Genomic DNA, 23,788 nt, shown 5'->3' on the forward strand with positions numbered 1-23,788 from the left:
CTTAGACAAATCGCGTAAAAGGCGCGAAGTCTTTCATTAAATTATTGAACGGTGCGCTTCACAATATCAGCTGTACGCTTACCTGCTTCACGAACTTGCTCATTTGTTAATCCTAACCCAAAACTGAAGCGAATGGAACTACGAAGTTCTGGTGCATTTTCTCCAAACATCGCAACCAATACATGCGAAGGATCAATCGCACCCGCTGTACAAGCCGAGCCACTTGATACGAGCACGCCTGCCATATCTAAATTAATTAAAAATGACTCAACATTTGTTCCCATAAAAGTCACATTAAACACATGCGCTAATACTTCCTTTGGATGACCATTTACTTTAAATTGAATGCCTGCTTCTTGGAATTCTTCAATTAAAATCCGTTTGAATTCATTGTATTGTGCTGTACGAGTTTGTGCTTTTTCTGTCGCCAGTTCAGCCGCCTTTGCGAATGCCACTGCCGCTGGGACATTTTCTGTACCCGCACGGCGCTTCTTCTCCTGCGAGCCACCATACATAAAGTTGGCTAGCTTGCTGCCTGTTTTTGCGTACAAAAAGCCAATTCCTTTAGGACCATTAATTTTATGCGCTGATACGCTTAATAGATCAATATGCAATGCTTCGACATCGATTTCCTGTAAGCCAAATGCTTGTACCGCATCTGTATGGAAAGTAGCTGAATGATTTTGTAACAATGCCCCAATTTCGGCAATCGGCTGAATCGTTCCTACCTCGTTATTGCCGAACATCATCGTTACTAAAATCGTATCCTCACGCAATGCCTTTTCAACATCTGCAACAGCAACACGGCCTGTTTTATCCACAGGCAAATACGTTACCTCAAAGCCTTCACGCTGTAATTTTTCGCAGGCATGCAAAACGGCGTGATGCTCGATTTGTGTTGTAATTATATGCTTGCCTTCTTGTTGACGTGCGTATGCTGTACCGAAAATCGCCGCATTATCTGCCTCGGTACCACCACTTGTGAAAATAATTTCCGTTGCGTTGGCATTTATTTTTTTCGCCAAAGATGAACGCGCCTCGTCTAATGCTTTCCGTGCTTGACGTCCTATTGTATGAATACTAGATGCATTGCCGCTTTCTTCAGCCATTGCTTTTGCCATTACGTCAATGACTTCCGGTGCAACGGGAGACGTCGCCGCATGATCTAAATAAATTATGTTGTTCAACGTTGTTTACTCCTTTAATACCGACTAAATATAGAACATATAGCCATCTGTTGCTTCGTTGTTTGTATATTTTGCTAAGTCTTCGATCGATGTTGTATCTAAAACATTTTTTACGGCATCACGAATACGCATCCATAGCTCACGCTGAGGTGCTTCTTCGTTTTCAATTCCTTCAACCGGCTGAATCGGTCCCTCTAATACACGAATGACATCTGCTGCAGAAATTTCAGCTGGCTTTGACGCAAGCATATAGCCACCATATGCACCACGTACACTTTTTACTAAACCTGCATTGCGCAGTGGTGACACAAGCTGCTCTAAATACGCCTCAGATAACTCTTTTTCCGCAGCAATTTGACGCAATGGAATAGGTCCTTCCCCGTAATGCTTTGCTAATTCAATCATAATTGTCAGACCATAACGTCCTTTTGTTGAAATTTTCATCAATTACACCTCAAATTTTTCTAGTCCTTTACTAACATTTATTATAGCATAACTCCTTTTAAACCACTCGGAAATACTTTATCATAGAATAGATAATTCAAAAAAAAGGAGCGAAATCCTATGCAAAACGAACCGCTCGCTTATAAAATGAGACCAAAACATATCGATGAGATTGCCGGACAAAAACATATTCTTGGTCCGGATACACCGCTTTATAAAATGATCGACAAAGGTCATGTGCCTTCTATGTTGCTCTACGGACCACCCGGCGTAGGAAAAACATCGATCGCCAATGCTATTGCTGGTAGCTCCAAGCTTCCCTTTTTTGCGTTAAATGCAACACATGCCGGGAAAAAGGATATTGAGCAAGTCGTGATGGATGCCCGGATGAGTGGCAAAGTCATTTTATTTCTGGATGAAATCCATCGATTCAATAAATTACAGCAAGATACGCTGCTGCCTCATGTTGAAAATGGCTCCATCGTCTTAATCGGCGCGACTACGGAAAACCCATTTCACGATGTCAATCCTGCCATTCGTTCACGCTGTGGGGAAATTCTGCAATTAGAGCGTCTAACAGAACAAGATGTATTTCAGCTACTAAAAATCGCCTTAGCGGACGAAGATAGAGGTCTAGGTAAACTAGCCATTCACGCTACGGACGAGCAATTAGAGAAAATCGCCAACGCAGCAAATGGCGATGCCCGAAAAGCGCTTACCCTTCTAGAATCGGTCTACTATGCATCAGATGAAATTGACGGTACAACGATTTTAAATGACAAGGCAATCGATGCACTTGCAAAACGGATCGGGGTTTTTGGAGATAAGGGCGGCTCGAACTTTTACAATTTATTATCTGCGTTGCAAAAATCAGTTCGAGGCAGTGACGTAAATGCCGCGCTCTATTATTTAGCACATTTACTGGAAAGTGGGGATTTAATTGCGGTTTGTCGTCGCTTACTGGTGATGGCGTATGAGGATGTGGGGCTCGCCAATCCGGCAGTCGGCGCACATGTGCAAGCCGCTACAGAAGCAGCTATTAAGCTTGGATTACCAGAAGCGCGCATCCCACTTGCCACTGTCGTAGTTGAAATGTGCTTATCGGATAAATCCAACTCTGCCTATCAAGCGCTTGATGCTGCCATACAGGCCATTCACGAAGGCAAAACCGGAAATATTCCCAATCATTTAAAGGATGCCCATTATGCAGGGGCGAAGGAGCTCGGTCATGTTGGCTATCGCTATCCACATGATACACCCATTGGCACATTCGGTGGCTGGGTGAAGCAACAATATTTACCGGAGGAGCTAGAAGGGATGGAATTTTATAAACCGGTAATTGCTGGTAAGGAAAAGCGAATGGCCGCCATTTATAAAAAGCTAAAATCGTTTTAATCCTAAAAGATGAAGGGAATGTCCCTGAATGCTTTTCTAGGACATTCCCTTTTATTACTTCATCAGCCAAGCGATAAAATATAGAAGAATTTTGCTTAATTAAGTGACTCAATAAAAAAAAGTGCCTGAAACAGTTTGTTCAGACACTTTTCATTATTTGTATGTTTTTGATAATGCGTAAAACGTTTCAAAGCATGTATTCGATTCCCCAGTTGTCAAAAGTTCAACTGCTTGACCTGTTAATTGCTCCATACTCTTTTGAATTTCTGAAAGGAACTCCTCATTTTCTTCTAATGAGGCATTGGGTAAGCAGCCTGCACTTGTTTTGAATAATTCATAAATTTGTGCACTCGCCTCTTGATCGCCAGCATCGATTAAATGAAATTTAGCTAGACCTGTAAAATACACTAATTTTGCAGCAATATCCATAAATAATATCCAGTAGGTAGATGCTTTTGGTAATTCACCTTCATTTCGGGCAATATAGCCATTGAAGTTTTGCACAACCTTTTGCAATAAGTCTTCCAATTGCGCATAGGCTTTTGACCAATTTTGTGTCGAATCAATATAATCAAATACAATGGTATCGACCTGTAATTGTAACTGCGGTAAATTTAATAAATCATTTTTTAACTCAATATTCGTCATTTAAGCTCCTCCTTACATCCCCGAACGTATAAGCAATACGTATTCTAACTATAGCAAAAAAAAAACGCCTTTCCGTAAAAACGAAAAAATCACTAATATTCCGCCATATTTTTGACATATTCATTACTTTAATAGAATATTATGTAATTTGATGTCACTTTATTCCTTCTCACTTCAGTCGGTTGATATATATAGAATAATATTTTTGATGAAACGTAGCAGATTGCTCAATTACTGGAAATTGCTCTCTATGAAATATATGAAATTGTCCATGTACATATTCCTTAATCGTCTGTTTAGAACTATAGAACACCCAACGATATGTCTCAATCCAGTGGTATAGTTCGCATTCTTTGTAATTTGAAAACAATGGCTTCGCTTGGAGAACAGCCGCCATTTTATAAAAACCCTCACTTAGACGGTAGCCCTTTGTCATAAAATCGTATTCCGGCTCAACAATTTGCTGTGTATCCAATACATGGACTGTATGATGCGCGGCGTCAATAGCAATCTCAACGGTACTGACAACATCCATTAAATTAAGACCTTTATATTCTATCTGTTGTATTGGCATAAAAGTCTCCCTTCAAAGTACTCCGTAATATTATATCATCATAATTTCCACACAAAAATAATGAATGACCATTCAAAAAAGACGTGACAGAATCTTGAAAATAATATATAAATTAATACAAATGATTTATTTTTAAATATGTAAAAGGGAGAGGTTCATGCAATGATTAATCAATTAAAAGAACAAGATTTAATCGAAAAAAACACCATTTTAATGCTCGTTTATGGTATTTCAGCCGTATTAGGAACCATAGCGCAATTTATTATTGACCGCCCTATAGGTGTAGCACTTTCTCTTTTCCTCCCTGTTAGTATTGTCTTTATTCTTTATATGGCGCAACGGAAATTATCGGTGCTTCAGGCTTACTTTCCTTATGCTGTAATTGTCGCTGCTGTTATTACAGTTTTAGGGACAATCATAACGAATAAAGTTACGCTAGCAACGATTATTTTAAGTATTTTTGTGCTCATTTTATCAAGTGTGCACAACAAATTATCCATCCTAATTGTTGGCTATATCGGCTCAACATCCGGACTGATTTTCAATTTTATACTCGACACAAATGGCTTTGCTGTAGACCCAGCGAATGTTTTCGTTACTCAAACATTAATGTTCATCGCGATTTTGCTTCAAGTTCGCCAAAATCGTTCGTTGCTACATAGTGTTGAAAAGCTCATGATCGATGCGAACGACCGCGCTGTAGAAGAAGGTCAATTACATCAGCATTTAGAAAATTCGGTGCAGTCCATTACATCAAAGCTAGAGCTGATTACCGATAGCACCAATCATTCGAGTGCGGCACATCAGCAAATGCTCGCTTCATTAAAGGAAGTAAGTGTTGGCGCGCACAAGCAAGCCCATTTTGTCCAAAATATTGTGCAAAGTACCGAGCAAACCAATCAAGCGATTCATTCCATTATTTCTGAATTAACGAATATTGTGGAACGTGCCGAACAAGCTAGTATCCGTGCGGTAGATGGTGCAAATTCTATGTCCCAGCTCAATCAAGAAATTAACAGCTTCACGTCCTTCTTTAACGAATTAAACACAACCTTCCATTCATTGTCAGAAAAAATAACAGAAACCAATGATTTTGCCTATTCCATCCATCAAATAACGGCGCAAACGAATTTATTAGCACTCAATGCATCAATTGAAGCAGCGAGGGCTGGTGAACACGGGAAGGGCTTTGCGGTTGTGGCAGATGAAATCCGTAAACTTGCTAGTCATACGGATGATATGGTAGTAAAAATCGATCAAAATCTAGCCCAAGTAAATAGCTTTAACCAACTTGCTCTTAACCGATTGCACAGTGGGCTTACCCTTGTCACAAGTCAGGAGCAAACCGTGCAAGCTTCAAGCGAAACATTTAATAACTTATTCGATGCGCTAAAAACATTACAGCAAAATTTACAGCAATTTTCATCCAACGTCCAATCAATCGAACACAATGCGGAGTCTATTGAAATATCAACCAATGAATTTGCTGCCATTATAGAGCAAAGTTCCAATTCAATTGATCAGCTATGCCTTGTACTCGAAAGGATTAACGAAGATCAACATCAAGTTTCAAAAAATATTGAAGACACCTATAATCAGGCAGTACAAATTATTGGCTAAATAAAGAGGCGTCCCGAAAATCTCTTCCGGACGCCCCTTTTCTCGTTAACCTTGTACGCGTGTAATTTTTACGTCTTTTAAAATCGTATTGATTACCCAACTTGCTGCAATTAAGCCCGCAACCGATGGTACAAATGCATTGGATGATGGTGGTAATTGGGCCTTACGGATATCAGCTTCTGGCTTGCCTACATATTGTGCAACATCGGCACGCACAACAATGGGTGATTCATCTGAGAATACTACAGTTATCCCTTTTTTAATGCCCTCTTTGCGAAGCTTTGTACGAATCACTTTCGCTAATGGATCGGTATGTGTTTTGGAAATATCGGCAATTTGAAAGCGTGTAGGATCCATTTTATTTGCCGCACCCATGCTTGAAATCATCGGAATTTTGCGTTTTAAACATTCCTTCATAATATGAATTTTGTAAATGACCGTATCCGAAGCATCAATGACATAATCGATTCCTTGGGCAAAAAATTGCTCATACGTTTCTTCTGTATAGAACATATGCATGTCAATAACTTCACATTCTGGGTTGATGTCGGCGATGCGTTCCTTCATGACACCTGATTTCGATTGTCCCACTGTCGATAAATACGCTACTAATTGACGATTAACATTTGTAATATCCACATTATCCTTGTCTACTAAAATAATACGACCAATTCCGCTACGTGCACAAGCTTCAGCAGCAAATGAACCGACGCCACCTACCCCTAAAATTGCTACGGTTGTATTTTTTAATTTTTCTAGCCCTTCTGTACCGATTGCTAGCTCATTACGAGAAAATTGATGCAACATCTCTTTGTACCCCTCAATCTTTATCATTCTACTAGGAATTATAACGACTCCAACCTGCACATGCAAGTAACAATGAGTAAACAACAAAAAAACTCTCCTACATATTAGGTAGGAGAGTAAGACAAGGAATAGACGAATCCCAAATATGCCGTCTTGCTAACAACATCGTTTTGATCCCGCATCATTAGCAGGGGGGTGCACTAATCGTAGCGTTAAACTTCCCGCTCTAAAATGGGGCATGTTTGCTTCTACGGAAATAAGTAGCTCCCAACGATTTAATGTTCGGTCAAAAGTGTTAGGTAACAATTTACGTGACGAACATCTTAGGATTCGTGTTACCATTATATTAACACCGAAATTCTGATAATTCAAATAAAAACGATATATTACTTTAAAATATCATATTTGAACTAGATTCATGGAAAATATTATAAATTTCGTGTGACCAACTGTCAAAAAATAACGTGCAAACAAATATAGAGTGTAGGGTTTTATCAAAAAAGACACTAAACGAATGATAATCGTCTAGTGCCTTTAAACAATCCATTATTTCTTTGGAACAGCTACTCGTAAACTTAATTCTTCGAGCTGTGCGTCTGAAACGCTTGATGGCGCTTCTGTTAATAAGCAGCTTGCCGTTGCTGTTTTTGGGAACGCAATTGTGTCACGTAAGTTTGTGCGACCCGACAGCAGCATCACTAAACGGTCAAGACCCATTGCTAAACCGCCGTGTGGAGGAACGCCGTAGTCAAATGCTTCTAATAAGAAACCAAACTGTGCACGGGCTTCTTCTTCTGAGAAACCAAGTAACTCAAACATTTTTGCTTGTAAGTCTGGCTCATAAATACGTAATGATCCCCCGCCAAGCTCATAGCCGTTTAATACGATGTCGTACGCTTGTGCACGAACCTCTTTCGGATTTGTATTCATTAATTCTAGGTCTTCATCGAATGGACGTGTGAATGGGTGGTGCGCTGCATAATAGCGACCTTCTGCTTCGTCGTATTCGAATAATGGCCAGTCTACAATCCATAAGAATTCGAATTTTGATTCATCAATTAAGCCTAATTCTTTCCCTAGTTTTAAACGTAATGCGCCTAAAGCATCTGCTACGACAGAAGATTTATCCGCTACGAATAATAATAAGTCGCCTGCTTGGGCTTCTGTTGCAGAGATAATGCCGTTTGCTGCTTCCCCTTCAAAGAACTTCGCGATTGGTCCGTTTAAGCCTTCTTCCGTTACTTTTAACCAAGCTAAGCCTTTTGCACCGTAGCGACCAGCAAATTCACCTAACGCATCGATGTCTTTACGAGAATAGTTTGCCGCAGCACCCTTTACATTAATCGCCTTCACTTCGCCACCATTTGCTACTGCTCCAGCAAATACGCCGAATGCTGAGTCTTTTACGATTTCTGAAAGCTGTTTTAATTCTAAGCCGAAGCGTACATCTGGTTTATCAGAACCGAAACGATCCATTGCTTCTGTATAGCTCATACGTGGGAATGGTGTCACCACATCAATCCCCTTTACATCCTTCATCACTTGCGTTAGTAAGCGCTCGTTCATTTCAATGATTTCATCCATTGATAAGAATGATGTTTCAATATCCACTTGAGTAAATTCCGGTTGACGGTCAGCACGTAAGTCTTCATCACGGAAGCAGCGTGCAATTTGGAAGTATTTCTCAAAGCCACCCACCATTAATAATTGCTTAAATAATTGTGGTGATTGTGGTAATGCATAAAATTCGCCATCATGGACACGAGATGGTACTAAATAATCACGTGCGCCTTCTGGAGTTGATTTTGTTAAAATCGGTGTTTCTACTTCTAAGAAGCCTTCATTTTGTAAGAAGTTACGAATCGTACGTGTTACATCTGAACGCATTTTGAATGTGTCATACATAACTGGACGACGTAAGTCTAAATAACGATATTTTAAACGTAATTCTTCTGAAACTTCTACATTATTGTCAATCGCGAAAGGTGGGTTTTTTGCTTCGTTAATAATTGTTAATTCCGTAGCAACTACTTCGATTTCGCCTGTTTTCATATTTGGGTTTACTTGAGATGCGTCACGTAAAACGACTTTCCCCTTTACTTCGATAACGTATTCATTACGGATTTTTTCAGCTAATGCTAATGCGTCTTTTGCTTGATCGCCGAATACGACTTGTACGATGCCTTCGCGGTCACGCATATCTACGAAGATCAGTCCACCTAAGTCACGACGCTTTTGTACCCATCCTTTTAATACTACTTCTTGCTCTGCTTGTGCCGCCGTTACTAGGCCGCATGCATGTGTTCTTTGTGCCATTGTCTATTCCTCCAACTATTTGTTTTCTAAAACGTACTGGACTAAATGACCGAACTCGACTTTTGTTTGGTCGCCTGTTTGCATTGCTTTCACGTTTACTACTTGCTCTTCTAATTCTGTCTCACCTAACACAATGGCAAATTTTGCATTGGCACGGTCAGCCGCTTTCATTTGCGCTTTCATTTTGCGATCTACGTAGTCAATATCTGCAGAAATTCCTTTTGCACGGAATGAGCTTAGAAGTTCTACTGCTTTTAACTTTGCCTCATCGCCCATTGCCACAACATAGATATCTAACGTATCCTCTGTTTCTAGCTCAATGCCCTTTGCTTCCAGCGCTAATAGTAAACGCTCAATTGACATTGCAAAGCCGATACCTGGTGATTCTGGGCCGCCAATATCTTCTACTAAGCCGTTGTAACGACCACCACCGCAAAGTGTAGTAATCGAGCCGAAGCCATCGCCTGTAATCATAATTTCGAACGCTGTGTGATTGTAATAATCTAATCCGCGCACTAAATTCGGGTCAACTTCATAGGAAATGCCCAATACATCAAGGTAGCTCTTCACTTTTGCGAAATATTCTGAAGAAGCGTCTGTTAAATAATTTGTTAGCGCAGGAGCAGTTGCCATCGCTGGGTGCTTCGCGTCTACCTTACAGTCTAAAATACGCAATGGATTTTTTTCTAAACGGCTTTGGCAATCACTGCAAAGCTCGCCAACAACCGGTGTAAAATGATTAATTAACGCGGTGCGGTGTGCATCACGTGTTTCTTTATCTCCAAGTGAGTTAATGACTAATTTTAAATCTTTTAAGCCAAGTGATGTGTAGACATCCATCGCTAGTGCCATAACTTCTGCATCAATTGCTGGATCCGCAGAACCGATTGCCTCAACACCAAATTGTACGAATTGACGATAGCGACCCGCTTGCTGACGTTCATATCGGAACATCGGCCCTGTGTAATAGAGCTTCACAGGTTGATCAGGATTTCCAAACATTTTGTGCTCCACATACGCACGTACTGCGGATGCTGTACCTTCTGGGCGTAATGTTAATGAACGATTGCCTTTGTCGGTAAATGTGTACATCTCTTTTTGTACGATATCCGTTGTATCTCCTACACCGCGTTGGAATAATTCTGTTGACTCAAACATCGGTGTTCGAATTTCTTTATAGCGATAAACATGACAAAGCTCACGAATGGTTTGTTCTACTTTTTGCCATTTTTCTGTTTGTCCTGGTAAAATGTCCTGCGTTCCTTTAGGTACTTTAAAATTCATGTAAAGCACTCCTTTCATAGCTGTTTTGACCAAATTTTCACGAAAAAGAAAATAAAAAAAGCCCTCGTCCCCTGCAAAATTTTGCAAGGGACGAAAGCTTATAGATACTTCCGCGGTTCCACCCTAATTGATATACATCAACATGTACATCCTCTCGAACTCGGATAACGGCCGATTCCGTTTTCCCCTACTAAAAATTTTTTTCGAGGAAACGCCTCTCAAGTGTTGTTCACATGTTACATACTGTAGGAAAGATTTCAGCCGATGTCTTTCCCTCTCTTGTCAGTAGTGGCAACCGCTACTTATTTGGTCATTGGCAATGTTACTTTTTTTAAATTAACACTAATGTTAATGATGTCTCGCACTGTTGTCAACTGTTTTTTACTTGTGTGAATGCCACATAGAAAAAGCCTATTTCTCTTTCCTTTAAAAAAATGATATATTTCTTATCAGATATCCTTTTATAATATAAGGGTAAACAATACATATCAAGTTTTTACTAAAAAGGAGGCGCCTATGAAGAATAAGCGTTTGGCGATTTTACTTTCGCTGCTTTTAGTATTCACAACCATTTTTACACTCCCAATAAGTAAAGAGCCTGCCTATGCTGAAGGTGAGCAGCTTTATGTGAATGCAGAAATATTATATTTACGTGAGGGTCCTGGTCTTTCCTATCCAATCATCGAAACATTAAAAGATGGGACAGCCGTTACTTCACTAGAAAAAGAGGGAGACTGGCACAAGGTTCGTGTAGGAAATAAAGAGGGCTATGTTGCATCTTGGCTTGTAAAATCCGCGGCAAATAATTCAGCCGCAACAAGCAAAAAAACAGTCGTTGCACAAGTAAATTCACTCAATTTACGTGCAGAGCCATCCCTGTCAGCAGCCGTTTTAGCAAAAATCTCTTCTGGCACTGAAAGTACATTTATACAGCAGCAAGGTGAATGGATTCAAATTCAATTTGATGGCATGACGGGCTGGGTATTTGACGATTACGTTACGGTAAAAGAAGCGACTGTCTTACAAGAATCTAAAACAGATACGAACCATGCCAATGAATCCAAAGGCACACAATCCGTTGAAAATGATCCCAACACATTTACGATCAATGTCAATGCGGTAAATATTCGAAAAAAGCCGGATCTAACGGCGAAAAAATTAAAAACAGCAAAAAAAGATCAGCAATTTGCTGTAATAAGCCGCGATCATAATTGGGTACAAATCGAATATGAAAAAGGTAAAAAAGGATGGATTTACAGCTTTTATGGCACCTTTACAGAGCAAAGAACAAAAGAAAAGCAAAAAGAAACAAAAAATAGTGAAAGCGTTACAATCATTTATAACGGCACAAACTTACGTGAAGAACCCTCTACAGCATCTCAAGTTGTAGCACGTGTCGATGCAGGAACTACATATAAAATTATTGAGTCTGAAGGCGAATGGTACAAGATTGCATTGAATGATGAAAATACGGCATATGTTGCCAACTGGGTTGTGACAAACAATCAAGAAACAGATAAAGTCAAAACAGCCAACAAGGCAAAACGCAAAAAAGGCACATTAAATGGTCTAACAATCGTAGTGGATGCTGGGCATGGAGGAAATGACCGTGGTACAACAGGTGCCCGTAATACAGATGAAAAGGATATCACCATCCTTACTGCTGAATTATTACGTTCCAAATTACAGGCAGCGGGTGCCAATGTTTTGATGACACGCGAATCAGACGTCTACATAGATTTACGCAAACGCGTAGCTATTTCACATCAATCAAATGCGGATGCCTTTATAAGTATTCACTATGATGCATTAGAAGATAGCTCCGTACATGGCTTTACAACTTATTACACGAACAGCTATCAGCAAGAATTAGCTGAATCGATTCACGCAGGCATTGCCGAAAAAGTCTCGTTAAAGGATCGTGGTGCTCGCTATGGGGACTATTTAGTATTACGCGAAAATCGTCAGCCCTCTGTACTATTAGAGCTCGGTTATTTAAGTAATCCAACAGAGGAACGTGCCATTACAACGGACTATTTCCGTGAGCAAGCAACACTTGGTATCTATCAAGGGTTACTCGATTATTTTGATGATCAAATAGAGAAATAAATTCCAATAAAACAGGGCATGCACGGATGTTTCTTTCCGTACATGCCCTTTTCATTACCTAGTAAAATACAATCGTTTTATTACCTTCTACAATAATTCGATTTTCCAAATGCCAACGTACCGCGCGTGCTAATACACGACGTTCAATTTTCCCACCAATTTTCTTTAATTCCGCAACATCATTTCGATGGTCTACTCGCTCGACATCCTGCTCAATAATTGGCCCTTCGTCTAAATCATTCGTTACATAGTGACTTGTCGCACCAATTAATTTCACCCCCCGTTGATAAGCACGTCGATATGGATCTGCACCAATAAACGCAGGTAAAAACGAATGATGTATATTAATAATTCGGTGTTCATATTGCGCAACAAATTGAGGCGTCAATATTTGCATATAACGCGCTAAAATAATGAAATCAATAGCATATTGTTCGAGCAATTGTAGCTGCTGCAACTCAACCTGTTCACGTATTTCTTTGTTAGCTGGAATATAATAAAACGGAATATTATTTGCCTCCGCAATGCTTCGTGCTACCTCAGAATTACTAATAATGAGGGGGACATCCATATGTAAATCTCCATTATTCCATTCCCATAACAACTCCATTAAGCAGTTTAAATCCTTGGAAACAAAAATAGCCGCGCGTTTTTTTACAGTCGGATAATAAAATTTATACGTCATGTCATAGTCAGCTGCAATCTTTTCAAATTCTTGCTCCATTTGTGCCATCGCTACCTTCGAGTTATCAATATGATAAGCGATTCGGATAAAAAACATGCCACCTTCAGGATCATTTGAATATTGGCTCGATTCTACAATATTGGCTCCCTGTTCATATAAAAAGGTCGATAGCTTTGAAACAATCCCTGATTGATCGACACATTTTACTAATAAATGGCCTTCAATTTTTAGGTTTTGTCGTTCGGCTAGTGGTTGTTGAACGGTTTGTTCCACTTTCTTCACTCCATTCTTTTCATAAATGCTATTATTATTGATTTCAGAATATTCCGCAACCTAAAAAGCGTAATGTTCACAATTTAGCAACATTACGCTTTCTCATTATTGTTTGATTAGTTGATACAGATAAAACATTTCATCTTTATTGACGATTTTCGGTACGGGATAGAGTGGATTTGCTTCTTGCAACGCACGTTCCACCATGAGCGGTACATCGTGATTATCAATCCCTTGAATTTTATTTGGAATAGCCATCTTTGCGTTTAGCTGTTCAATCGCCTCAATAAAGAGCTGTGCCTTGCGTTCATCACTGTCTGAAATTTTACCAATGCCCACTAAATTAGCCAGCTCAGCTAATGGTTTTGCCACGCTGTCTCCGTAATACCTCAAAACATGCGGTAAAATAACGGCATTGGCATAACCATGTGGAATTTGATAAAAGCCGCCTAATGTGTGTGCAATGGCATGGACATAGCCCACATAGGCGCGCGTAAACGCTAGCCCCGCCAAATATGAAGCACGTTGCATTTGGGCACGTGCCTCCATATCCGTACCATCCTCATAGGCTCGGTATAAATATTTAAAAATGATAATGACCGCTTCACGTGAATATTTTCGCGTTTCTTTCGTGTTACTCAATCCAATATATGCTTCCACTGCATGCGTCAAAGCATCCATACCCGTAGTAGACGTAATATGCTTCGGTAAATTAACCGTTAATAATGGGTCGAGTACGGCATAATGTGGTACAAGTGATGGGTCCATAATGGCAAATTTCTCATGCGTTTCACTATTCGATACAACTGCTGCAATCGTCCCTTCACTGCCTGTCCCAGCAGTTGTTGGCACCGCAAAAAATGGCGGCATCTCTTTACGTACTTTAAACAAGCCCTTCATATCCGTTATTGATTTTTCTGGACGTGCTATACGTGCTGCTACCGCTTTGGCACAATCCATCGGCGAACCACCACCAAACGCAATAATCGCTTGACACTTTTGGCTTTGGTAAAGACTTAATGCTTCTTCAACATTAGTAAACGTCGGATTCGGAACCGTTTTATCGTAAATGACATACGAAATTTGAAGCGCTTCCAATTGGGCTAATAATGGCTGTAGTAAGCCTGTCTTTTGAATACCTTCATCTGTCACAATTAGCGCCCGCTCAAGCTGCAACTCTTGCATCAGCTCTGGTAATTTTAATAGACTATTTTCCCCTTCTAGTAATTCAGGTGTTCTCCAATTTAAAAACTTCATGCCTAAGCGCATGGATTTTTGAAATGTTCGACAATATGCGGTGTACATAGTAACACTCCATTTCTCTCTATATTTAACATAAACTATTCGATAAATAATAGAAAAGTCCTTTTAAAAAATACATCCTGGTCATTAAGGCAGCTTAATAACTCGGATGTACTTTTTCGTTTAGGCATTCATTTTTACTCATTAGCAAAAAATACCTGTTGTGCAAATGAAATCGGTTGTAGTTCAAAATTGTCTTCACTCATTGCAATCACTGAAAACTCAATATCAAGCGATTCCAAACGAGTAGCATAATCCTCTTCTGCTAATGCTTGGAAATCGTCAAATTGATTATCGGTAATCATTATCAAATCGCGCCCATTGCACAGTGCATCCTCCGCAAAAATAGCGAAAGCCTGCTCTATTGCTGGCACAATCATAGCTGAATTCCCCTTAAATTCATTTAAAAAGCGGTCAAATAACGCCAATTGAAGTACCCCGTTTTTAAAATGCAACGGTATTTCTAGCGTTTCACTAAATGGAATAATGATTAAATCGCGCTTTTGTGTCGCACATAAATGAAAGAGCGGCATGATTGTCCCTTTACAAAACACTTCATAAGGCTTTATCGTTGCGGATTGCTGTAATAACACAATCATTGGTGATTGACCCGCTTTTATTTCATTGAATGGGACAAAATAGACATTGTCCTCAACTACTGTTCGCTCCTTTAATAAACGCTGTTGCTGCGCTAATGAAAGTAAATAATCTTTGTCCTGCATTTTAGGCATCGTTGCTTCCACTTCTTGAATCATTTCCTGCAGTGATATGGAGATTTCCATTATCTTTATAAATTTTTCGTCCTGCTTATAACGCGTTAATAATTGCTGTTGCTCGATTTCCTCCAACCCTTGAAAGGAAGCATTTTTGTATAAAAACCGAAGAATTTCCTCGTTTAATAGCGTCTTTCGTTCGTTTGTCATGTGAAGAAGCTCCTCCATAATTTTTAGTCGATAAGGGTAGTATAGCCAAAAATAATACAGATAAGTAGTAACTTGCTTTGAGCATCATTTTCTTTACAAAATAAAAACGACATCCCAATTTGGAATGCCGCACCATACAGATGTATGTATATATTTCAATTACGCCTCGGCGTAATTGCGTCCAGATTTTTTTCAAGCGCGCTTGAAAAATTCCTTAAAAAAATCTGTGACATCCGCCGGGGCAAAATTTGATTCAGCTAGGGATTGAACCCCCTCTGAATTGAAATCAAATTTAGTTGTTATCCCACACTTTTCAAAGCGGAAGACTTTTGCTGAAGCAAATTATAGTTTTTCAGTTAAACCATGTAATGTGTCTTTTAATTCGCGATCGTGGTTTGAAAGCTCGATTAAGTTTTCTAAACGCTCGTGTAAAATTGGACGTTCGATTACTAACTGCTCGTCTAATACTTGTACGAATAATTCTAAAAGCATACGGTTTTGAATTAATAATGCTTCTTCTACACGCTCAGGAGCGATTGTTACTACTCTCTTTTTTTTCGCCATTGTTAGGGCCTCCCTTTTATTTATACAACGTTATTTTAGCACAAGGTGGGGCAATTTTGTGAAACTATTTCAAATTCCTCCACGCTTTTAAGCAAATTCCTTCCATTCTCCGTCTTTTTTTATAATGTAAAACAATTTTTGAACATGGATTTTTGAAATTGCTAACCCTTCCGCTGCCATTAAGCCTATCACTTAACCTGATCAACCGTTATAAACTTCTCCTCAAATAAAATATTCCTTCCGATTAATAGTTCCTATGGTATAATTATTTATACCTATTATCGGTACTTAATGTAGACTACTGATTGACTATATTGAAAGGAAGATTTGATTGCAACCAATAATATCTCAAATAGACTATGAAATTCGTTTAGTACAACACCTACTTTCGAACCGTTTTTTACGCACTGAAAACGGGAAACTTCTAACAGCCCGTTCGATTTCAGATGATACAGTCGGCTTTGAAACCGAGGATAGCCTATGTCGTGAGTGGCTTTTATCGATTTATCCTAGCTACCACTTTTATGATGGGTTCGAAACACTTGATTTATGTCATCAATATATTCAATCAACGAATTACGACAATGAGCTATTTCGGATTGTACAATTTCATGGGCAGTTTTTTGCAGTTGTTTATGAAAACGCACGGCATCAGCAAGTAATTGGCAGAGAAACTTCTTATTTCACAAAAAATAATCTTTTTCTTTGCGCAAAACGTCCTCCATCAAACTTAATGACTAAAGACCGTAATAAATTACCACCGATTCCACTAATCTATTATGAATTACATGCGTTTGATCCAGCGCTTAAGATTTATCAACTACATAAAGAAACACACGTATATCAGGAAGTTCCGATATTAGAGGCGATTGAATATGCCGTTCTCCTCGGAATTACCTTCAAAGATATTTGGTATTTATGCGATTCGCCACATGCGATTGCACATAATCGAGCACTATTGAATTTATATTTCAATCAAGGTCATAATTTAACATTGTTCGGCAAATATTCAAATGCCATTGCGATTAACCCATTCCAGCGACTTGTCCATTTACAAAAGGGGCGAATCGAGCATTTCCAAATGGACGTAGATAATCCACGTTCACAACAACGCTTAGTTCCCTATCGTGAAGTTCGTCGTTTGCACGAGCAGATGCGTACACGGCCCATTCAATTTGATACGTCACTACAACCAATATAGAAAAAGAGTGTTCTGAAAAAATCAGGACACCCTTTTTAGCTCTCGAATTAGAGTTGCTGTTCTTTTATTTTTGTTACAATTTTTTCGTATACTGGAATCATATGCTGCTCTGTACATTTTTGTTGAATTTCATCAATCTGAATCCAGCCAACCGCGCTATTTTCATCTAGCTTGGCTTTCAGCGGAGCATCCTCTTGCACCTCAAATACATAGGTCGCATTAAAATGTAAATGCGGTGCAACATATTTCCCTTTTTTCATATGACCGATTACAGGTAAAATATCGAGCGAAATCATCGTCTCTTGAAGTGTCTTTACCTCACTTAGCCCTGCCTCTTCCTTCAATTCCTTCTCTGCTACATGAAGTAAATCAGGATTTCCATCGGCATGTCCACCTGTCCAGCTCCATGATTGATAGATATTATGGTACACCATTAATACTTTCGTGCGATCCGAATTAACAGCAAACGCGGAAGATGTGAAATGCAAAATTTCATTGTTTCGCGTCAATACATCGGATAATGTAGCCATTGCACGCAAAATTAACTCTTGGTCTTTCGCTTCTTGTTCATTGTACGGTTTGTATAACGAAATTTGATCATGTAAATTCATTGGAAATCCTCCCTATTTACCCATAGATAACTAAATTGTACCGTATCAGTTTAGAAAAATATAGAAAAAAAGCTTTACAAAATGGGTCATTTCGTAAAGCTTAGATTGAACTTAAGAAATTAATGATTTCACGACTTTCGACATCGTTGCGCCATCCGCCTTACCATCTAATAATGGCTTGGCAATTTTCATCGCATCACCCATATTCATGCCAGCTGTTACACCAGCAGTTTGTAGTGCTTCAATGATTTCTTGTTCAGATAATTGCTTCGGTAAAAAGCCTTTCAAAATAACTAATTTTGCTTCTTCCTTTTCGATTAAATCTGTACGATTCGCTTGTTTTGCGCCATCTAACGCTTGGTTCGTTTGCTTCACTTCACGATTAATGATTGCGATTTCTTCTTGCGGTGTTAGCTCGGCACCCTTTTCTTTTTCTGCTAAATCTAATGCCGACTTCACAAGCGTTAATACACCTTTCGCCAATGCATCTTTATTTTTCATCGCTTGCTTAAGTTGATCAAATACTACTGTTTTTAACATGTTAAAAGCCCCTTTACATCTGAATAAGCATTGTAACTTATTCGAGTTCTTCTTATTGTATCATGTTAAAGTGCGTGTATAAATTATTTTGTCACGAATGATCGTAGCCAACTGTCCATTTTTTTCGTTTGCTCCTTTGATAGCTTGGCAATTGTTTGATCACCATGAGGAACGAGGAAAAAGTTATTGTCTTTATTTTGGAAAATTGTATATGCCTTTTCGCTTAAATGAACGATATAGCGCGGTGTTAAACTATTACTCTCCAGCTGTTGAGATTCCCACTTTTCTTGGTGTGTTTCCTGCTTCCAATAGCTTTCCTGCTCCGCTGTTAAATAGATTTCAGGGACCGTTGCCTCACTTGCAGAAATGACCACTTCTAAATCTTCTGCGATGCCATTAGTTAACTGCTGATCGTAAGAAGTAACCGTTCTATCTACGGACACACGAACAAAATCCCCTACTTGTAACGCAACATCATCATAATTAATGAGCCAAGCCTTTAAGCGTTGTTCCTGTAAGGCGTGTAGCTCTTGTGCCGTCATTTCTTCTATTTCTTGGTAGGTCGCGTTTTGAATGAAGTAAACCATCTTTCCTTCAATCGCTGCAATCGTCCCTGATTTTGATGAGGATGCGCCATGTATTGTTTTTGGCACTTGAAAATGGTCTCTAGCTATTTCTAATTCCGGCTCAAAATTTGCTTTTAAATAATCATTCGCTAAGCTTTCTGTATAGTACAGTACAAAGTCCTTTAGTAATTTCGGATTTTCTTCAAGCAACTTATTATTTAGCTGTTGGGCATAGATCGTATTTTCAATTAAAATTGGCTTCACATACTGCTCATACTGCTTTTCTGTAAGCTCTGATAGACTAAAAAATTCATTATAAATAGGTGTATTTTCCTCATTAAAAGCTTGTATAATTAACTGCTCCTGTGCCTCGTATTGTTCCTCCGTATACGTTAGCTTTTTCGATTTAGCATATTGCTGGAGGGCAATCGTATTTTGAAAACGCTCAAAAACGGCTTCATTTAAGGAATCTTGATCATCTTCTTTTACATCATAAAAGCCTGACATGAGCTCTGCCGATTTGTAGTACTCAAACAAGTGTTCATTATTAAACAAATCGTTCGCCTGCTGTTGCTCTGTTTTATTCGGCAAAAGCCATAGCATAAAGCCCATGATGCACAGGGCCATCACCATTACGGGGGCTACAAGTAAATTGCGCTTCGGTTTGTCGTTCTTCATTTGTAATCTTTGTTTTACAGTATGCTTACTATCCGCTAAATCCCCAGCCACTTCGATAAGTTCTTTTTTGAAATCAGTCATGATTGAGCACCTCCCAATCTCCTTCTAATACAGGACGCAATTGTTCACGGGCTCGCCTTAGTCTTGTTTTCACCGTATTTTCATTTACCTGTAACACCTGTGCGACTTGTAAAATCGACATTTCCTCAAAATAATATAAAATGATGGGCTCACGGTATTTTAATGAGAGCTTCAAAATCGCCGCACCAATTTTCGAACGCTCTTCCTGTTGTACGAGATGATCTTGGTCTGTCGTCTTCATCCACCATTTTGTTTCGAATTGTAGCTTTTTATAAGCCCAGCTCTTTAAATAATCTTTGGATTTATTGATAGTCAGGAGGGATAAATAGCTTTTTAGCTGCCCGCGTTCCTCATAATTGGCCTCCATAAATTTAAGAAATACATCCTGCACGATGTCCTCTGCTGCATGACGATTTTTCGTATAAAAGTAAGCGATGCGTAGTAAATGCGTGCTATATTCATCCACGATGCGCTCCAATTGATCATTCATCTACAGTCCCGCCCCCTTTCTCATATTGTAAACGATTGCCAGTTGCTTCACGTTTCAAAAAACGAAAAAAGCTATACGATTTATTTTCGCATAGCTCATCGATTAATTATTTAGTTCATAATGCTTGCCTTTAACAAGGTAGAATAAATGCTCGGCAATATTTGTCGCATGATCTGCTGAACGCTCGATACAGCGACAGATGAAGGATAAATTATTTACTTGCGCCACATGCTCATTTGAGATAGAAAGCTTCATTAAGTTGCTAATCGTATTGCCCGTTAAATCATCAACTTCATCATCTAGCTGCGCAATTTCCTTCGCTTTTGTTGTGTTTTCTTCAATGAAGGCTTCTACAATTTGACGCAGCATGGAAATCGTTTTATGGAACATTTCTTCAATTGGCTCAATGCTTGTAATAAAGGGCTGTTTGCCAATACGAATCGTCTCTTTCGCAATATTTACTGCGTAATCGCCAATGCGCTCCATATCAGCAGCTGCTTTTATAATGACAATTAATCGACGTAAATCCGTTGCAACGGGCTGCTGCTTGGCAATTAACAAAATTACACGATCATTAATCATTTCTTCTAAACGATTAATTTTACTATCTTGTTTAATCACTTGTAACGCCAAATCAATATCTTGTTTTGTTAAGGATTCAAAAGACAATTGGAATGCGCCAATACTCGTATCGCAAAGCTCCATTAAATCTTGCTGAACCGCCATTAAATCATGTTCAAATCGTTCGCGTATCATATTCGACATCCTTTAACGCTCCTTATCCAAATCGTCCTGAAATATAATCTTCTGTTCGTTGATCCGATGGTGTTGAGAAAATGACATCGGTTTTGTCAAATTCCACAACCTCGCCATTTAAGAAAAAGGCTGTTTTATCTGAAATACGTGCGGCTTGTTGCATATTATGCGTAACAATCACAATGGAGTACTGTTCTTTCATTTCCTGCACAAGCTCCTCTACCTTTAACGTGGAGATTGGGTCTAGGGCACTCGTTGGTTCATCCATTAAAATAACATCTGGTTCAATGGCTAAACAGCGTGCGATACAAATACGTTGCTGCTGACCACCTGACAAGCCGTATGCATTTTGGTTTAAGCGATCCTTCACTTCATCCCAAATCGCTGCACCGCGCAAGGATTTTTCAACAATCTCATCTAAAATCTTCTTATTTTTAATACCATGAATTCTTGGACCATAGGCAATATTGTCATAAATGGATTTCGGAAATGGATTTGGCTTTTGGAACACCATCCCTACTTTTGTACGGAGTTCTTCTACTTCATAGCCTGCGCCAAAAATATTGCGCCCACGGTAGTTCACTTCACCAGCCGTACGCACGATTGGCACAAGCTCCACCATACGATTTAACGCTTTAATATATGTCGATTTCCCACAACCTGAAGGACCGATAATCGCCGTTACTTCATTTTCCTTCATATCTAAATTAATATCCTTTAACGCATGGTGCTCACCATACCATAAATTAAAATCACTCGACTGCATTACGATTGCTTTATTATCAGGTGTTACAATTTGCGGGATTGCCTCAATTTGCTTTGATAAAACTTGAACCATATTGTTCACTCCTAGTATCGTTTTTGGAACTTATTACGAATGAAAATCGCAATGGAGTTCATCGTTAATAACACAAGCATCAATACAATAATGCCAGCCGAAGCTACATATTGGAACGCTTCTTGTGGTCGTTTTGCCCAGTCAAAAATTTGCATTGGCAACGCTGTAAATGTATCTAAATAGCCAGTAGGTAAAAATTGTAAAATTACAGGGATACCGATCACGACAAGCGGTGCTGTTTCACCAATTGCACGAGATAGCGCTAAAATACTCCCTGTTAATATTCCTGGAATCGCCCCCGGTAACACCACACGGACAATTGTTTGCCATTTTGTTGCGCCCATGCCATATGAGGCTTCACGCTGCTCTTTTGGTACTGCACGAATCGCTTCCTGAGACGCAACAATGATTACTGGCAAAATTAATAGGCTCATCGTTAAACCAGCCGCTAAAATACTTTTATCGAATCCAAACAGACGTACAAAAATTGTTAAACCAAGTAAACCAAATACAATGGAAGGTACACCGGCTAAATTGGAGATATTGATACGGATAAAATCATTCAATTTATTTTGCTTTGCGTACTCCTCTAAATAAATCGCGGTACTCACCCCTAAAATAATCGATACGGGCGCGACGACACTCATCAACCATAATGAACCAATAAGTGCCGCCTTAATCCCAGCGTTTTCTGGAATACGGGATGCAAAGCTCGTTAAAAATTGCATATCAAAATGACTAACACCTTGCGATATAATTCGGCCAAGTAGCATTGCCAATGAAATCAGCGCAAAGCTTGTCGCTAAAATAAAGATAAACTTCCATATTTTATTAGCCGAAAGTCGTTTCGACATACGTTTCATTACTACATCTTCTTGAATATAGCGCATGTTAATACTCCTCTCGGAAGCGTTTTGAAATATACGTTGCTAGTAAATTCATCGTTAATGTAAAGATGAATAATGTAAAGCCTACTGCGTAAATAGAATAATAAATTGTCGTTCCATAACCAGCATCACCTGTCGTTACTTGAACAATATAAGCCGTCATTGTTTGAATCGAATCGGTAAAGCCAAAATCAAATTTCGGTGTCGATCCACCCGCTAGTGATACGATCATTGTTTCACCAATTGCACGAGAAATTCCAAGTACAACCGAAGCAACAATTCCGGATAATGCAGCAGGTAATACGACTTTTATCGCCACTTCAAATTTCGTTGCGCCTAATCCAAGTGCGCCTTCACGAATCGAGCGTGGCACCGAGCTCATGGCATCCTCTGACATCGACGTAATCATTGGTAAAATCATCACGCCGACAACAATTCCCGGACTAATTGCATTAAAGATTTTTAAATTTGGAATAATGACTTGTAATATCGGAGTAATGAAGGTTAATGCGAAAAATCCATAGACAATTGTAGGTACCCCTGCAAGCACCTCTAAAATTGGCTTTACAACTTTACGAACACGCTCCGAAGCATATTCACTTAAATAAATCGCTGCTCCTAAACCAAATGGCACTGCCACAAGAATCGCGATACCAGTCACTTTTAATGTGCCTAATATTAATGGCAAAATCCCGTACAATGGCTCTTTCCCTGAAAACGGTAGCCACTCCTTACCAAATAAATAATCGGTAATCGATACACGCGTAAAGAATTCAATTGTTTCAAAAATAAGTGTAAAAACAATTCCAAATGTTGTTAATACCGAAATCGTAGCAGCTAAAAATAATAGCACCGGTACGCATTTCTCAATGATTTTTTTTCCTTTGCGATTGCGTGCCTGTTCAATTAACTGCTGAACATTTGGTCGCTCTTGTTGTTTGAGCGTCATAGGAAAACCCCTTCCACAAATAAATAAAAATCGTGTATGGTGCGAGGCCCACACACGATA

At 39.2% G+C, this 23,788-nt stretch carries 23 protein-coding genes, 1 other RNA gene and 1 other annotated feature; of the genes, 4 read left to right on the forward strand and 20 right to left on the reverse strand.

What is annotated here, in order from left to right; translation table 11 throughout:
- Positions 1-41 precede the first annotated feature (41 nt).
- The gene (locus MKX47_RS12600) at positions 42-1,187 is read right to left on the reverse strand and encodes a cysteine desulfurase family protein (RefSeq protein ID WP_340774674.1); all 1,146 of its coding nucleotides are present in this window, start codon (positions 1,185-1,187) and stop codon (positions 42-44) included.
- Between the two features lie 24 nt (positions 1,188-1,211).
- On the reverse strand, positions 1,212-1,631 hold the full coding sequence (gene cymR, locus MKX47_RS12605; RefSeq protein ID WP_340774675.1) for a cysteine metabolism transcriptional regulator CymR: 420 nt from the start codon (positions 1,629-1,631) through the stop codon (positions 1,212-1,214).
- A 120-nt stretch (positions 1,632-1,751) separates the two neighbouring features.
- On the opposite strand from cymR, the gene MKX47_RS12610 reads away from it, so the two are divergent.
- A complete protein-coding gene (locus MKX47_RS12610) occupies positions 1,752-3,026 on the forward strand; it encodes a replication-associated recombination protein A (protein ID WP_340774678.1) in 1,275 nt (424 codons plus the stop codon).
- 153 nt (positions 3,027-3,179) lie between these two features.
- On the opposite strand, the gene MKX47_RS12615 is transcribed toward MKX47_RS12610, so the two are convergent.
- Together MKX47_RS12615 and MKX47_RS12620 are read right to left on the reverse strand one after the other, a co-directional pair.
- A complete protein-coding gene (locus tag MKX47_RS12615) occupies positions 3,180-3,674 on the reverse strand; it encodes a GTPase (protein ID WP_340774680.1) in 495 nt (164 codons plus the stop codon).
- Between the two features lie 169 nt (positions 3,675-3,843).
- Complete coding sequence (locus tag MKX47_RS12620) at positions 3,844-4,248, reverse strand: aminopeptidase (RefSeq protein ID WP_340774682.1); 405 nt, start codon at positions 4,246-4,248, stop codon at positions 3,844-3,846.
- A 162-nt stretch (positions 4,249-4,410) separates the two neighbouring features.
- On the opposite strand from MKX47_RS12620, the gene MKX47_RS12625 reads away from it, so the two are divergent.
- Positions 4,411-5,868 (forward strand): methyl-accepting chemotaxis protein, encoded by a 1,458-nt coding sequence (locus MKX47_RS12625; protein WP_340774684.1) that lies wholly within the window; start codon positions 4,411-4,413, stop codon positions 5,866-5,868.
- Positions 5,869-5,913: 45 nt separating this feature from the next.
- Here MKX47_RS12625 and MKX47_RS12630 read toward each other — a convergent pair whose 3' ends face one another.
- From MKX47_RS12630 to hisS, 4 genes are all read right to left on the reverse strand, one after another.
- Positions 5,914-6,675: a tRNA threonylcarbamoyladenosine dehydratase gene (locus MKX47_RS12630; RefSeq protein ID WP_340774686.1), complete on the reverse strand. Its 762-nt coding sequence runs from the start codon at positions 6,673-6,675 to the stop codon at positions 5,914-5,916.
- Between the two features lie 132 nt (positions 6,676-6,807).
- Positions 6,808-7,008, reverse strand: a non-coding RNA gene (ssrS, locus tag MKX47_RS12635) — 6S RNA.
- Between the two features lie 213 nt (positions 7,009-7,221).
- Positions 7,222-8,991, reverse strand: a complete 1,770-nt coding sequence (aspS, locus tag MKX47_RS12640; protein WP_340774689.1) for an aspartate--tRNA ligase — start codon at positions 8,989-8,991, stop codon at positions 7,222-7,224.
- A 15-nt stretch (positions 8,992-9,006) separates the two neighbouring features.
- Positions 9,007-10,275 carry a histidine--tRNA ligase gene (hisS, locus tag MKX47_RS12645; RefSeq protein WP_340774691.1) on the reverse strand — a complete coding sequence of 423 codons (1,269 nt, stop codon included), beginning with the start codon at positions 10,273-10,275 and terminating at the stop codon, positions 9,007-9,009.
- An 83-nt stretch (positions 10,276-10,358) separates the two neighbouring features.
- Positions 10,359-10,598: a binding site (T-box leader), on the reverse strand.
- Between the two features lie 193 nt (positions 10,599-10,791).
- On the opposite strand from hisS, the gene MKX47_RS12650 reads away from it, so the two are divergent.
- Positions 10,792-12,384 (forward strand): SH3 domain-containing protein, encoded by a 1,593-nt coding sequence (locus MKX47_RS12650; RefSeq protein WP_340774693.1) that lies wholly within the window; start codon positions 10,792-10,794, stop codon positions 12,382-12,384.
- Between the two features lie 58 nt (positions 12,385-12,442).
- Here the strand turns inward: MKX47_RS12650 and purU are convergent, their stop codons facing one another.
- The 4 genes from purU to MKX47_RS12670 form a co-directional block, all read right to left on the reverse strand.
- Entirely contained in the window at positions 12,443-13,342 is a 900-nt protein-coding gene (purU, locus tag MKX47_RS12655) for a formyltetrahydrofolate deformylase (protein ID WP_340774695.1), read from the reverse strand.
- A gap of 105 nt (positions 13,343-13,447) precedes the next feature.
- Positions 13,448-14,647, reverse strand: coding sequence for an iron-containing alcohol dehydrogenase (locus MKX47_RS12660; RefSeq protein WP_340774698.1), 1,200 nt, complete (start codon positions 14,645-14,647; stop codon positions 13,448-13,450).
- 134 nt (positions 14,648-14,781) lie between these two features.
- The gene (locus MKX47_RS12665; protein ID WP_340774701.1) at positions 14,782-15,567 is read right to left on the reverse strand and encodes a hypothetical protein; all 786 of its coding nucleotides are present in this window, start codon (positions 15,565-15,567) and stop codon (positions 14,782-14,784) included.
- Between the two features lie 342 nt (positions 15,568-15,909).
- The gene (locus MKX47_RS12670; RefSeq protein WP_241368761.1) at positions 15,910-16,131 is read right to left on the reverse strand and encodes a phosphate-starvation-inducible protein PsiE; all 222 of its coding nucleotides are present in this window, start codon (positions 16,129-16,131) and stop codon (positions 15,910-15,912) included.
- Positions 16,132-16,462: 331 nt separating this feature from the next.
- On the opposite strand from MKX47_RS12670, the gene MKX47_RS12675 reads away from it, so the two are divergent.
- Entirely contained in the window at positions 16,463-17,332 is an 870-nt protein-coding gene (locus tag MKX47_RS12675; protein WP_340774704.1) for a hypothetical protein, read from the forward strand.
- Between the two features lie 47 nt (positions 17,333-17,379).
- On the opposite strand, the gene MKX47_RS12680 is transcribed toward MKX47_RS12675, so the two are convergent.
- The 8 genes from MKX47_RS12680 to pstC form a co-directional block, all read right to left on the reverse strand.
- Positions 17,380-17,943: an NUDIX hydrolase gene (locus MKX47_RS12680; protein WP_340774706.1), complete on the reverse strand. Its 564-nt coding sequence runs from the start codon at positions 17,941-17,943 to the stop codon at positions 17,380-17,382.
- Positions 17,944-18,054: 111 nt separating this feature from the next.
- Entirely contained in the window at positions 18,055-18,483 is a 429-nt protein-coding gene (locus MKX47_RS12685; RefSeq protein ID WP_340774708.1) for a GatB/YqeY domain-containing protein, read from the reverse strand.
- A gap of 83 nt (positions 18,484-18,566) precedes the next feature.
- Positions 18,567-19,808 carry a hypothetical protein gene (locus MKX47_RS12690; protein ID WP_340774711.1) on the reverse strand — a complete coding sequence of 414 codons (1,242 nt, stop codon included), beginning with the start codon at positions 19,806-19,808 and terminating at the stop codon, positions 18,567-18,569.
- Positions 19,801-20,298: a sigma-70 family RNA polymerase sigma factor gene (locus MKX47_RS12695; RefSeq protein WP_340774714.1), complete on the reverse strand. Its 498-nt coding sequence runs from the start codon at positions 20,296-20,298 to the stop codon at positions 19,801-19,803. Before MKX47_RS12695 ends, MKX47_RS12690 begins: the two co-directional genes overlap by 8 nt.
- Before the next feature lie 102 nt (positions 20,299-20,400).
- Complete coding sequence (gene phoU, locus MKX47_RS12700; RefSeq protein ID WP_340777816.1) at positions 20,401-21,054, reverse strand: phosphate signaling complex protein PhoU; 654 nt, start codon at positions 21,052-21,054, stop codon at positions 20,401-20,403.
- A gap of 22 nt (positions 21,055-21,076) precedes the next feature.
- On the reverse strand, positions 21,077-21,892 hold the full coding sequence (pstB, locus tag MKX47_RS12705; RefSeq protein WP_340774717.1) for a phosphate ABC transporter ATP-binding protein PstB: 816 nt from the start codon (positions 21,890-21,892) through the stop codon (positions 21,077-21,079).
- 11 nt (positions 21,893-21,903) lie between these two features.
- Positions 21,904-22,782 (reverse strand): phosphate ABC transporter permease PstA, encoded by an 879-nt coding sequence (gene pstA, locus MKX47_RS12710; RefSeq protein ID WP_340774720.1) that lies wholly within the window; start codon positions 22,780-22,782, stop codon positions 21,904-21,906.
- A gap of 1 nt (position 22,783) precedes the next feature.
- Positions 22,784-23,728 (reverse strand): phosphate ABC transporter permease subunit PstC, encoded by a 945-nt coding sequence (gene pstC / locus MKX47_RS12715; protein ID WP_340774725.1) that lies wholly within the window; start codon positions 23,726-23,728, stop codon positions 22,784-22,786.
- Positions 23,729-23,788: the final 60 nt, after the last annotated feature.

Origin of the sequence: Solibacillus sp. FSL R7-0668, assembly GCF_038006205.1 — a bacterium.
Lineage (GTDB): Bacteria > Bacillota > Bacilli > Bacillales_A > Planococcaceae > Solibacillus.